Raw genomic sequence first — 12,903 nt, forward strand, 5'->3', positions numbered from 1 at the left:
TGCATGAGCCTGCGTTTTCTTCCCTGGTCCTTTGCCCTCGCGCTGCTGGTCGGCTGCAGCACCGTGTCCGCGCCGCATGTGCAACGCAAGGGCAACCTGTCGCCCACTGCCGAGGCCGGCCAGGCGGCCGAGGTCGCCGCCGATGCCGCCCGTGACGCCCAGGGTGCTCCGCAGGCCGTGATCCGCCGCGGCACCGGCACCATGATCAACCGCGAAGCCGCACGCGCACCGGCACCGGCGTTGCATGGCGCCAGCACCGGCGAGGCCACCTTCAACTTCGAAGGCGAATCCGTGCATGCGGTGGTCAAGGCCATCCTGGGTGACATGCTGGGCCAGAACTACGTGATCGCACCGGGCGTGCAGGGCACGGTCACCCTGGCCACGCCCAAGCCGGTGTCGCCGGCACAGGCGTTGAACCTGCTGGAAATGGTGCTGGGCTGGAACAACGCCCGCATGGTCTACAGTGGTGGCCGCTACAACATCGTCGCCGCCGACCAGGCCCTGGCCGGCACCGTCGCGCCGAGTACCGCGCCGGCGGCCAGCGCGCGTGGCTTCGAAGTGCGGGTGATCCCGCTGCAGTTCATCTCCGCCACCGAGATGAAGAAGGTGCTGGAGCCGTATGCGCGGCCCAACGCCATCGTCAACGTCGACAGCGGCCGCAACGTGATCACCCTCGGTGGCACCCGCGCCGAGCTGGAAAACTACATGCGCACCGTCGAGATCTTCGACGTCGACTGGCTGTCGGGCATGTCGGTGGGCGTGTTCCCGATCCAGTCGGGCAAGGCCGAGCAGGTCGCTGCCGATCTGGAGAAGGTGTTCGGCGAGGAGAGCAAGACCCCCAGCGCCGGCATGTTCCGTTTCCTGCCGCTGGAAAACGCCAACGCGGTGTTGGTGATCACCCCGCAGGTGCGTTACCTGGACCAGATCCAGCAGTGGCTGGACCGTATCGATACCGCCGGTGGCAGCGCACGCCTGTTCTCCTACGAGCTGCGCTACATCAAGGCGCGCGACCTGGCCGAGCGCCTCAGTGAAGCCTTCGCCAGCAGCGGCAATCGTGGCGGCTCCAGCCCCGCATCGCTGGCACCCGGCGCGATTCCATCGCAGCTGGGCAGCGACGGCGAGCGCGGCATGGACAGCAACAACAGCAGCAGCTTCGGTTCGACCCCGGGCAGCAGCTCCGGCAGCGGCAACAGCGGCAGCATGAACCTGCCGCAGCGTCAGTCCGGCAACGTCAGCGTCAGCCTGGAAGTGGAAGGCGACCGCGTGGGCGTGTCGGCGGTGGAGGAAACCAATACCCTGCTGGTGCGTTCGACCCCGCAGGCCTGGCGCTCGATCCGGGAAGTGATCGAGAAGCTGGATGTGATGCCGTTGCAGGTGCACATCGAAGCGCAGGTGGCCGAAGTCGCGCTGACCGGAGACCTGAAGTACGGCGTCAACTGGTTCTTCGACAATGCCGTGCTCGGGCAGAAGCTGACCGGCGCCCTGGGTGGCGTGACCCTGCCTGCCGCCGCTGGCGGTTCCTGGAGCAGCTTCGCCGGTGCAGTGACCGGTGGCGAAGGCCTGGGCTGGGCGTTCACCGGGCACAACGGCGCGGCGGTGGTGAGTGCGCTGGACAAGGTCACCGATGTACGCCTGCTGCAGACGCCTTCGGTATTCGTGCGCAACAACGCCGAGGCCACGCTCAACGTGGGTGACAAGGTGCCGATCAACACCACCACGGTGAATACCGGCATTGGCACCAGCAGCTACAGCTCGGTGCAGTACATCGACACTGGCGTGATCCTGAAGGTGCGCCCGCGCGTGACCCGCGACGGCACGGTGTTCCTGGACATCGTGCAGGAAGTGAGCAGTGCCTCGGACGTTCCGGAGAACTGCAATCCGACCGAGCGCAACTGCAACCCGCGCATCTCCACCAAGAAGCTGTCGACCGAAGCGGCGGTGCAGAGCGGTGACACCATCATGCTGGCCGGCCTGATCACCGATTCGGCGACCGATGGCAGCAGCGGCATTCCCGGCCTGAGCCGGATTCCGGTGGTGGGCGCCCTGTTCGGGCAGAAGACGCGCACCAGCCGTCGTTCGGAAGTGATCGTGCTGTTGACCCCGAGCATCGTGCGCAACGGCCAGGAAGCACGCACGCTGACCGACGAGTACAGCCAGCGCTTCCGCGCGATGGAACCGCTGAACCAGCCGCGCGCAAAGAAGTAAGGGGTATAGGCCGGGCTGCGCCCGGCACCCGCAGAGGCCAGAGCTGGAGCAACAGCAACAGCAACAGCGGGTTTACTGAGGGATGGCGGGGCACTGTGGGTTTGCGGGGACGCCGTGAACCCGTCCATGGGGGCTTGGTCGCCGCATCCATGCGGCTCACTGATCTGGCCCCCTGAAAACGGACGCCATGAAGCCGTTTCAGGCGGCAGCCCGGCGCTGCCGGGCGTAGTTGTTAGGCGAGCGGTAGCCCAGCGCCGAGTGTAGCCGGGCTGGATTGTAGAAGCCGTGGATGTAAGCAGCGATGGACTGGCTGGCTTGTTCCCTACTGGCGTAAGGCTCGGCAGCCTCTTCTGTCTTGAGCGTCGCAAAGAAGCTCTCGGCCACCGCGTTGTCCCAGCAATTGCCAGGCCGGCTCATGCTTTGGACCACGTCATGGGACTGCAGCAGCTGGCGAAACTGGTTCCCCCAGTACTGCCCACCACGATCTGAATGGAAGATCAGGCCGGGTCGTTGTGGATGCAGAGCCCAAGCATTGGCAAATGCTTTCGCCACCAGCTCTTCAGTCAGGCGCTTGGAAACGCTGTAGCCCAGCACCTGCCGGGTCTGGACGCTGATGACCACGGCCAGATGCAGCCATCCCTGGCGGGTGGGGACATACGTGATATCCCCAACCCACGCCGTCGGTCCGGTTCCGGGGGCAAATTGCCGATCCAGCAGGTTGGGGGCGAGCTGAGATGAGCCGCCGGAGGACTTGGGTCGGAATCGGCCTTTGGTCTTGCCCTGGATTCGCTCCTCGGCCATTAACCGTGCCACGCGCTTGTGGCCGACTGGGTGATTCCTGGCTCGTAAGGCCCTGACCAGCCGACGTCGCCCATAACTGCGCTTGCTGGTCACATGAATGGCCCGAAGCTCGGTACGGAGGGCCGAATCGACATCGCACGTTTGGGCACACTGCCGGCGCAGGTAATCATGGAATCCAGAGACAGAAACCCTAAGAACCCGACACAACAACCTGGTCGGGTAGTGAGTCCTTTGACTGGCGACGAAGGCGTACCTCACTTGGACTCTCTGGCAAAGAACGCCGCCGCTTTTTTTAGGATTTCCCGCTCCATCTTCAGATTGGCGTTCTCGGCCCGAAGGCGGCTGATCTCGCTTTCCAGGTCGGTGGCCGGCCTGCGAGCCTCAGAGGTCAACGACCGGCCAGCACGGACCGCGTCAAGCCAATTTGCCAGCGTCTTGACCGACATCTCCAGCTGACGGGCTGCTGCGGCAGGCCCGAGCGACTCGGCCAACTCCACGGCTTGGTGCTTGAACTCATCGGTGTAGCTACGACGGGTGATACGGGACATAAGGGACCTCCAGGTGCGATCAAAGTATCGCTTCTTGGCGTCCGCTGACGGGGGGCCAGATCACACACCCCGCAAACCCACAGTGCCCCGCCTTCGACAGTTTCCCGCGGCTGTTGGTAGGTGTCGACCTTGGTCGACACGGTAGATCCACGCCATGCGTGGATGCTTTTCGATTCCAATTCGAAATATTCGATTTCGATAGAGATTCATCCACGCATGGCGTGGATCTACTGCAGATCGCAGAAATCTGTCGAAGGCGGGGTGGGGCCGGCTGCGGGGGTGTCCGCGGCATGGATGCCGCGGCCAAGCCCCCATGGATGGGTTTACGGCGTCCCCCGCAACCGGCCCCACCCCGCCACTCCCCAGGAACCCAGCTTCTGCTTCGGCTGTTGCTTCGGCCCCGGCCTGAAGCGGGTGCCGGGTGCAACCCGGCCGATACCCTCCCAGTGCTAGGCTGTGGCCACCGACAACCACGGAGGCGGGATGGGGGCGATCGTGTTGTTGCCGCTGTGCGTGGACGATGCTGCGCTCGACCGCTGCCTGGCCGCACTGGATGCCGGCACCGCGCCGGGCACCGCAGTCTGGTTGGCCGACGATGCGCAGACCGGTCCGCGTGCGCAGGCGGTGGTGGAACACTGGCTGGCGCATACGCCGCTGCAGGCCGAATACACCCGCCGCGCGCGGCCGCTGGGTGAAGTGGCGCATCTTGACGAGATGCTGCGCGCCTGCGACGGCCTGGACGTGGCCGTGCTGGCTCCAGACAGCGTGCCGGCACCCGGTTGGCTGCAGCAGCTGCAGGACGCCTTCGCCCGCGATGCCGCCATCGCGACGGCAACCCCGTGGTGCAATGCCGGCGAAACCGCAGCGTGGCCACGGTTGGGCGAGATCAATCCCGAGCCTGAGGATGCGGCGCTGCTGGCACAGACCTGCGCTGCCTTGCCGACGCTGCATCCGGAACTGCCATCGGCGGTCACCCATGCGGTGCTGGTGCGTGGCAATGCGCGCCGTCGCGCCGGTGGCCTGGATGTGGACAGCTACGCCGGCTGGAACGCGGCCCTGGTCGACCTCAGCCTGCGCATGGCCGGCCTGGGCTGGCGCAACGTACTGTGCGAGACCGCCTTTGTCAGCCGGGCGGGCGAGGCAGCCAGCCGCGATGGCGACCTTGAGGCGCTGGCTGCGCGTTGGCCTGGCTGGGTGCCGCGCCTGGCCGATTTCCTGATGCACGATCCATTGCACGGGCTGCGCGCCGACCTGCAGCAGCGCATGCGGCAGGCGATAATGCCGAAGGAACAGGGCGACCTGTTCGTTCCTTCCGCGCCGGAGTCACCCGCTTGAATGTTGCCATCGCCGCCATCGTCGTCACTTACCAGAGTGGCAGCACCATCGATGCCTGCCTCTCGCGCCTGCGCCAGGCGCAGGACGTGGCCGAGATCCGGGTGATCGACAACGGCTCGCTGGATGGCACGCTGGACATCGTGCAACGGCATGCCAGCCACGATCCCCGTGTGCGTTTTGTCGGCAATCCTGACAATCCCGGCTTTGCCGCTGCCAACAACCAGGGGGTGGCCGATTCGCACAGCCCGTGGCTGGCCTTCATCAACCCGGACCTGATGGTGGAGCCCGATACCCTGGCCGAGCTGCGCAGCCGTGCCGAAGGGGTGGGTGATTGCCTGCTGGGTGTCGAGCAGCTGGACGAGCATGGCCATGCCGACGAGGCGGTGCGCCGTCGTGATCCGGATTTCCTGTTGATGCTGCGTTCGCCGGGCAAAGGCTCGAAGCTGGCGGTCCCGCGCGACCCCCAGCAGCCGCTGCAGCGGGTGCCGGCACTGTCCGGTGCGCTGCTGATGATGCCGCGTGCGCTGTTCGACCGCATCGGTGGCTGGGACGCTGGCTACCGCCTGCACGCCGAAGACCTGGACCTGTGCCGGCGCGCACGTGAGGCTGGCGCGGTGGTGGCGATCGCCAACGACCTGCAGGTCACCCATGTGCGTGGTGTCTCCAGCCGCTCACGACCGTTCTTCGTTGAATGGCACAAGCACAAGGGCCTGTGGCGCTATTTCCAGAAGTTCGAAGCGAAGCAGCGTTCGCTGCCGGTGCGAGTGGCGGTATGGGGCGCGATCTGGGCCCACGCCCTGATGCTGGTGCCGAGGCTGCTGCGCAGGTCGTTGTAGAGCCGAGCCCACGCTCGGCTCAAGCAACGTCCGGCCGAGCGTGGGCTCAGCTCTACGGAAGGCGGGCGCGCCCACGGTTCACTCCGCCGGGCGCATAATCCGCCCCATGCCTATCATCCAGTCCCTGCTCGACACCGACCTGTACAAGTTCACCATGATGCAGGCGGTGCTCCACCAGCACCCCGGTGCCCAGGTGCAGTACCGGTTCAAGTGCCGCACGCCCGGCATCGACCTGGCCCATTACATCGACCAGATCGACGAAGAGATCGACCACCTGTGCAGCCTGCGTTTCAGCGACGCGGAGCTGGATTACATGCGTGGCCTGCGCTTCGTGAAGCCCGACTTCGCCGATTTCCTCGGCCTGTTCCACCTCGACCGCAAGTACATCCAGCTGCGCGCGTCGAAGACCGTGCCCGGCGAGATCGAACTGGACATCACCGGCCCGTGGCTGCACACCATCCTGTTCGAAGTGCCGCTGCTGGCGATCATCAACGAAGTCTGGTTCCGCAACACCACCACGCCTGACTTCGCCGAAGGCGAGCGCCGCCTGCAGGCCAAGGCCGCGCTGCTGCGCGATACCCCCGGTTTCGAACAGTGCCGCATTGCCGACTACGGCAGCCGCCGCCGCTACTCGCGCGACTGGCACGCGCGCCTGCTGCCGCTGCTGCGCGATGCACTGGGCCCGCAGCTGGTCGGCACCAGCAACGTGCACTTCGCCCGCCTGTACGGCATGACCCCGCACGGCACCATGGCCCATGAGTATCTGCAGGCCTTCCAGGCGCTGGGCCCACGCCTGCGTGACTCGCAGGTGGCGGCGCTGGAATCGTGGGCGCGCGAGTACCGCGGCGACCTGGGTATCGCGCTGTCCGACGTGGTTGGCCTGGACGCGTTCCTGCGCGATTTCGACATGTACTTCTGCAAGCTGTTCGACGGTGTCCGCCATGACTCCGGCGATCCGTTCGACTGGGGCGACCGCATGCTGGCGCACTTCCAGCAGCGCCGGGTCGACCCGCGCAGCAAGGTGCTGGTGTTCAGCGATGGGCTCGACATCGCCAAGGTCATGCGCCTGTACGACTACTTCCGTGGTCGCTGCCAGGTCGCGTTCGGCGTCGGCACCCACCTGACCAATGATCTGGGTCCGACGCCGCTCAACATCGTCATCAAGATGGTCCGCTGCAACGGCCAGCCGGTGGCCAAGCTCAGCGATTCGCCGGGCAAGAGCATGTGCGACGACCCGGGTTACCTGGCTTACCTGCGCCAGGTCTTCGAGCTGCCGCAGCCGGCGTAACCGCGCCGGCCTTCAGTGCTGCTTACAGGTAGTCGACAACGACCAGGTAGGCGCCCTGCAACGGCTGCTGCTTCGAGGCCTGCACGCTGTAGCGCTCGGAGAAGGCGATATCGCCGGCGCGCATCGCGCTGGCCGACACCGACAGCTTCTGCCCCTGACGCTTGCCATCGCGCAGCGTTGCGGCCTGGCCATCGGCCAGCGCCGTCACAGCCACCGTCGAGCCCTTGGCCGACGGCGGGCAGGCCGCCAGGCTCAGCTCGCCCTGGGACAGGTTGGTCGTGCAGCCCGGTTCGACGATGCGGCCGCTGAAGCGGATGCTGCCGCTGCTGGCCTGGGCCACGGCACTGATGGACATCAGGGCCACGCACAGCAGAAGGGAGGTTCTCATGACACGTTCTCTGGTTCGGTGTGTCCTAGTTAGCGACAGCTTCGATCAGCCTTTAATAGGACGATTCCGAATCTGCTAGGACCATCACCAAGAAAGAGTGATGCGCATCAAAGAAGCCGATTTCCACCTGAAAAAGGCCTGTTTCCGTGCATGCCGAACGCGCCACCCGAAGCGTCATCCAAGGTCGTTTCCGACCTGATCCGGCGACCGTCAAATCCCCGCACCTTTGAGGCCATCATTTCGCCTAGCACGTCACATTTGCAGCGTCAATGAATTGACGTTCAGAAAAATAATGAGACTTTCATCACACTTGCGCATATACTTGCGTCACGGATTCAGGGGAACGTATGTCCGAATCCGGCCACAGGTGAGACGCAAGGATGGGTCTTGTTCGCCCGGCAGTGCTCCTTGCTTCCTCCTCTACTTCCATCTCTTCAGTAGGGTTAGGTAAAAGCGAATGCACAAGATCAACCTCATCGCCGCTCTGATGCTGGCCGCCGCTCCGCTGGCCGCCAACGCCGCCGACGGCACCATCACCTTCACCGGCAAGGTGACCGACAAGACCTGCACCATCTCGACCCCGGGCGGCAAGGACTTCGCCGTCAACCTGCCGACCGTGTCGAAGAACACGCTGGCCGCCGCCGGCAACGTTGCGGGCCGTACCCCGTTCGCGATCAACCTGACCAAGTGCAGCGCCGGCAACGTCGCTACCTACTTCGAGCCGGGTTCGACCGTTGACTTCAACACCGGCCGCCTGCTGAACCAGGCCTCGGCCAACGCTGCCACCAACGTGCAGCTGCAGCTGCTGGGCTCGAACAACCAGGTCCTGCCGATCAAGGCTGCAGGCGCTGGCCAGGCCCAGACCAACTCGCAGTGGGTCACCGTCGGCACCGACGGCTCGGCCGACCTGAACTACTACGCCGAGTACTACGCCACTGCCGCCGCCACCCCGGGCGACGTCACCAGCAGCGTCAAGTACACGATCATCTACAACTGATCGCAGCCGTACCCGCATTGGCCGGCGTACGCGCCGGCCAGTGCCTCGCGGCCTCTGGCCCCATACCTCGAGCGTAGTACTTCCGATGAAAGCATTCTTTCCCCGGGCGCTGCTGCTGGCAGCGTTCACGCTGCCCTTCTGCCAGAACGCTCTGGCCGGCGTGGTGGTCAATGGCACGCGGGTGATCTACCCGGCGCAGGCGCGCGAAGTCACCGTGCAGGTTGACAACGTCGGCGACTCGCCCGCCCTGGTCCAGGCCTGGATCGACAGTGGCGACGCCAACCAGACCGCCGATACCAGCGACGCCCCGTTCGTACTGACGCCGCCGATCGCGCGCGTTGAACCGGGCCGCAGCCAGGCGCTGCGCGTGATCTTCTCCGGCGCGCAGCTGCCGACCGACCGCGAGTCGGTGTTCTGGCTCAACGTACTGGACGTGCCGCCGTCGCCGGACAACGCCGACAGTGGCGACCAGAACTACCTGCAGGTCGCGTTCCGTTCGCGCCTGAAGCTTTTCTACCGGCCGCAGGGCCTGAAGGGCGTCGCCAACGACGCGCCGGCAGCGCTGCGCTGGACCCGTTCGGGCGACCGCCTGCGGGTGGAAAACCCAAGCCCCTTCCACGTCACCCTGGCCGAAGTGCATGCCGTGACCGGCAGCACTGAAAAGGCTGTCGAGGACAAGGGCGCAATGGTCGCGCCGAAGCAGAGCCTGGAGTTCGCCGCACCGGCGGGCACCGACCAGGTCCGCTTCATCACCATCAACGACTACGGCGGCCGGGTGGAACACACGATCCGCCTCGGCAGCACCGGGGGCTGAACGCGCCGCGCTGGCCCACGGCCCGCGCATCCCGCCACCGCCGCCGTGCGGCGAACTGAAGGAATGTCAGTGTGATCGGAAACAGATTGACATTGTCGATCCATCAGGCGCTTTGCCTGCTGGTTGCTGGCGTGGCCTGCCCAGGATGGGCGCTGGCTGCTCCGGCCAATCTCGGCGAACAGGCGCTGATGGCGCAGAGTGGTGCGGCCAATGCGCGTGCCCCGGAATCGGCCCAGTTCAACTCCAGCTTCCTGTCTGGCCAGGCCAAGCAGGTCGATCTGGCGGCCTTCAGCAACGGCAACCCGATGGTGGCCGGCAACTACCGTGTCGACGTCTACGTCAACGGAGCCTGGCAGGGCCGCCGCGACCTGCAGTTCAAGGCCGATGCGCAGGGCCGCGTAGACGCCTGCCTGCCGCTGCCGATGCTGGAAGAAATGGGCGTGGACAGCGAGGCCGTGCTGTTGCAGCAGGACCCGTCCGTGCCGACCGACAAGACCAGCTGCGTGCCGGTCCAGCAGCGCATGGCCAATGCCTATGGTGTCTACGACAGCGGCAACCTGCGCTACGACCTCAGCATCCCGCAGGTGTTCCTGCGCCGCGAGGCGCGTGGCTACGTCAACCCGGCACTGTGGGACCGTGGCATCAATGCCGGCTTCGTCGGCTACAGCTTCAATGCCATCGACAGCGACAGCCGCGTCGAAGGCGGCCAGCGCAACCGCAGTGCCTACCTGGGCCTCAACGCGGGCCTCAACCTGGGCGGCTGGCAGTTCCGCCACGATTCGAACCTGACCTGGTCCGAGGGTGATGGCCGTCATTGGCAGAGCATCGCGACCTACGCCCAGCGCGGCATCCCGCAGGTGCGCGGCATGCTCACCATCGGTGAGGCCTACACCACTGGCGAGCTGTTCGATTCGATCGGTTACCGCGGTGCCAGCCTGGCCAGCGACGACCGCATGCTGCCCGATTCGCTGCGCGGCTATGCGCCGGTCGTGCGCGGCATCGCCGAGACCAACGCGCGCATCGAAGTGCGCCAGAACCAGCAGCTGATCTATTCCTCGACCGTATCGCCGGGCAGCTTCGTCATCGACGATCTTTATCCGACCGGCTATGGCGGCGACCTGGAAGTAAGCGTGATCGAGGCCGATGGTCGTCGCCGCGAGTTCAAGGTGCCGTTCGGTTCGGTGCCGCAGATGCTGCGCGAAGGCGTGTCGCGTTACTCGCTGACCGCCGGCCAGGTGCGCAACAAGCTGCTGGCCGATGAGCCGTGGCTGGTGCAGGGCACCTACCAGCGCGGTATCGGCAACCAGCTGACCCTGTACGGCGGCAGCGCACTGAGCGACGGCTACCTGTCGCTGCTGTACGGCGTTGGCCTGTCCACGCCGGTCGGCGCGTTCGCCGCCGACGTCACCCATGCGCGTACCTCGTTCGATCACTACGGCAACCACACCGGTGCCAGCGTGCGCCTGAGCTACAGCAACATGATCGGCGAGACCGGGACCAACCTGACCCTGGCCGCCTACCGCTACTCGACCGAGGGCTTCTACAGCCTGCAGGACGCACTGTACGGTCGTGATTCGGACAAGCGTGGCATCGATCCGACCACCCGCGGCCGCCAGCGCAGCCAGTTCCAGGTGACGCTGAACCAGCCGCTGGGTCGTCGCGGCGGCGCGCTGTACTTGACCGGTTCGGTGCGCGACTTCTACGATCGCCCCGGCACCTCCAAGCAGTACCAGGTCGGCTACAACAATGCCTGGCGCTCGGTGAACTATGGCTTCTCGGCGCTGCGCACCGAAGAGGGCGTACTGGGCCGTTCCGATACCCAGTACCTGCTGTCGATGAGCGTGCCGCTGGGCCGTGGCACCCACCCGGTGTCGTTCAGCGCCGACCTCGGCGTGCGCGACCGCGGTGGCTACGACAACAGCCGCGTCGGCATCACCGGTTCGGCAGGCGTCGACAACAACTTCAGCTATGGCGCAGCCCTGTCCGACTCGCGCGAGGGTGGCACCACCGCGGTCGGCAACGTCGAATACCGCAGCCGCTACTCCGCGTTGAACGCCACCTACAGCCACTCGCGTGATTTCCGCCAGGCCTCGGTCGGTGCCAACGGCAGCGTGGTCGTGCATCCAGGCGGCTTCACCTTCACCCCGCAACGTGGCGACACCATGGTGCTGGTGGAAGCGCCAGGTGCACGCGATGCCATCGTCAGCAACGCCCCGGGCCTGCGTGTCGATGGCCGCGGCTACGCGGTGGTCCCGTACGTGTCGCCGTACCGCCTCAACACCGTCACCCTCGACCCGCAGGGCATGGCCCACGACGTCGAACTGGAGAGCACCAGCCAGGCGATCGCGCCGTTCGCCGGTGCCATCAGCTACCTGCGCTTCGATACCCGCAAGGGCAACGCGCTGCTGATCCAGGTACGCAACCCTGATGGCCGCACCATGCCGTTCGGTGCACAGGTCAAGGACGAGCAGGGCCAGCCGGTGGGCATGGTCAGCCAGGGCGGCCGCCTGTATGTGCGCAGCGAGCAGACGCAGGGCCGCCTGCTGGTGGAGTGGGGCGCAGGTGCCGACCAGCGCTGCACCGTCGATTACCAGGTTCCGGCGGACGCCGATGCGTCCAAGACCGGCTTCATCCCGCTGGAGGCAGCATGCCGATGATTTCTTCCCGTGGCCGCAAGGTGCTGGCCGCAATGGCACTGCTGGGCAGTGTGTTGATGGCGCAGCAGGCCAGCGCGGCCTGCCGCATCCAGATCAACGGTTTCGTTGCCCAGGATGTGCAGATGGACATGGGCCAGATCGTGATTCTGCCGAGCACCCCGGTGGGTGGCGTGATCAAGGAAATCAGCGTGCCGATCAACCAGCAGAACAGCGTCGCCCGCTGCGACTATTGGTATGGCGGCAGCTCGACCGGCGAGTATGTCAATGCCCCGCAGAAGCGGCCGGTGGCCGGCTTTGCCAACGTCTACGAGACCGGTGTTGCTGGCGTGGGTATCCGGCTGTTCCGCGACTCCGGCGCGATCCAGACCTACTACCCGCATTCCATCAACTTCGGCGCCAACTCCACCATCTCGCTGATCGGTGGCCAGTTCCGCATCCAGCTGATCAAGACCGCCGCGCAGACCGGTTCGGGGGTGATCGCACCCAATGGCCGCTTCACCACCTATTACTTCGATGGGGATGGTCCCAGCCGCCCGGTACTGACCTCGACCTTCAGGGGCTCGGGCACCACCGTGGTCAGCCCGACCTGCGAAGTGCAGGCCGGCAGCCGCAACATCGCGGTCGATTTCGGCAGCGTGGCCAACACCACCTTCACCGGTGTCGGCTCGCGCGCGGTCGACCGTGACTTCGAGATCCGCCTGAACTGCCAGGGCAGCAACGTGGCCGCCTACCAGAGCAAGATCGGCATCCGCCTGGATGCCGACCAGGACAGCTCGAACATGCCCGGCGTGCTGAAGCTGAGCGCAGCCACCAACAGCGCCACCCGCATCGGGATCCAGATGGTCCAGCGCGACGGCAGCACCGAACGCGAGGTGCGCTTCGGCCAGACCATCAGTGTCGGCACGACCACTACCGGTACCAGTGTCATGAGCCTGCCGCTGCGGGCCCGCTATGTGCAGACCCAGGCCGGTACCGTCGGTGCCGGCACCGCCAACGGGCAGGCGACGTTCACGATCCAGTACGAGTAGTACGCG

The 12,903-nt window shown here is 65.9% G+C and carries 11 protein-coding genes; 8 read left to right on the forward strand and 3 right to left on the reverse strand.

The annotated features are described in order from the left end of the window. The first annotated feature begins 3 nt into the window (after positions 1-3). Positions 4-2,205, forward strand: coding sequence for a type II secretion system secretin GspD (gene gspD, locus ACZK29_RS02985; protein ID WP_099553779.1), 2,202 nt, complete (start codon positions 4-6; stop codon positions 2,203-2,205). 198 nt (positions 2,206-2,403) lie between these two features. Here gspD and ACZK29_RS02990 read toward each other — a convergent pair whose 3' ends face one another. Continuing rightward, complete coding sequence (locus tag ACZK29_RS02990) at positions 2,404-3,264, reverse strand: IS3 family transposase (RefSeq protein ID WP_111202687.1); 861 nt, start codon at positions 3,262-3,264, stop codon at positions 2,404-2,406. Further along, on the reverse strand, positions 3,261-3,554 hold the full coding sequence (locus tag ACZK29_RS02995) for a transposase (RefSeq protein ID WP_006388655.1): 294 nt from the start codon (positions 3,552-3,554) through the stop codon (positions 3,261-3,263). The genes ACZK29_RS02990 and ACZK29_RS02995 overlap by 4 nt, the downstream gene beginning before the upstream one ends. A 483-nt stretch (positions 3,555-4,037) precedes the next feature. On the opposite strand from ACZK29_RS02995, the gene ACZK29_RS03000 reads away from it, so the two are divergent. The 3 genes from ACZK29_RS03000 to pncB all read left to right on the forward strand — a co-directional run bounded on the left by ACZK29_RS03000 (position 4,038) and on the right by pncB (position 7,013). Beyond that, positions 4,038-4,889, forward strand: a complete 852-nt coding sequence (locus ACZK29_RS03000) for a glycosyltransferase family 2 protein (protein ID WP_478446656.1) — start codon at positions 4,038-4,040, stop codon at positions 4,887-4,889. Beyond that, entirely contained in the window at positions 4,886-5,725 is an 840-nt protein-coding gene (locus tag ACZK29_RS03005) for a glycosyltransferase family 2 protein (RefSeq protein WP_478446657.1), read from the forward strand. The genes ACZK29_RS03000 and ACZK29_RS03005 overlap by 4 nt, the downstream gene beginning before the upstream one ends. A gap of 106 nt (positions 5,726-5,831) precedes the next feature. Next, positions 5,832-7,013 carry a nicotinate phosphoribosyltransferase gene (gene pncB / locus ACZK29_RS03010; RefSeq protein ID WP_049451372.1) on the forward strand — a complete coding sequence of 394 codons (1,182 nt, stop codon included), beginning with the start codon at positions 5,832-5,834 and terminating at the stop codon, positions 7,011-7,013. A 22-nt stretch (positions 7,014-7,035) separates the two neighbouring features. Here the strand turns inward: pncB and ACZK29_RS03015 are convergent, their stop codons facing one another. Next, the gene (locus ACZK29_RS03015) at positions 7,036-7,401 is read right to left on the reverse strand and encodes a hypothetical protein (RefSeq protein ID WP_033834854.1); all 366 of its coding nucleotides are present in this window, start codon (positions 7,399-7,401) and stop codon (positions 7,036-7,038) included. A 457-nt stretch (positions 7,402-7,858) separates the two neighbouring features. Between ACZK29_RS03015 and ACZK29_RS03020 the strand changes: the two genes are divergently transcribed. From ACZK29_RS03020 to ACZK29_RS03035, 4 genes are all read left to right on the forward strand, one after another. Beyond that, entirely contained in the window at positions 7,859-8,398 is a 540-nt protein-coding gene (locus ACZK29_RS03020) for a fimbrial protein (RefSeq protein WP_033834853.1), read from the forward strand. Positions 8,399-8,483: 85 nt separating this feature from the next. After that, positions 8,484-9,212: a fimbrial biogenesis chaperone gene (locus ACZK29_RS03025; protein WP_049402407.1), complete on the forward strand. Its 729-nt coding sequence runs from the start codon at positions 8,484-8,486 to the stop codon at positions 9,210-9,212. A gap of 92 nt (positions 9,213-9,304) precedes the next feature. Next, positions 9,305-11,869: a fimbria/pilus outer membrane usher protein gene (locus ACZK29_RS03030; protein WP_111205171.1), complete on the forward strand. Its 2,565-nt coding sequence runs from the start codon at positions 9,305-9,307 to the stop codon at positions 11,867-11,869. After that, a complete protein-coding gene (locus tag ACZK29_RS03035; RefSeq protein WP_049402403.1) occupies positions 11,860-12,897 on the forward strand; it encodes a fimbrial protein in 1,038 nt (345 codons plus the stop codon). The genes ACZK29_RS03030 and ACZK29_RS03035 overlap by 10 nt, the downstream gene beginning before the upstream one ends. Positions 12,898-12,903: the final 6 nt, after the last annotated feature.

The organism is Stenotrophomonas sp. 89682_Sma (assembly GCF_056481405.1).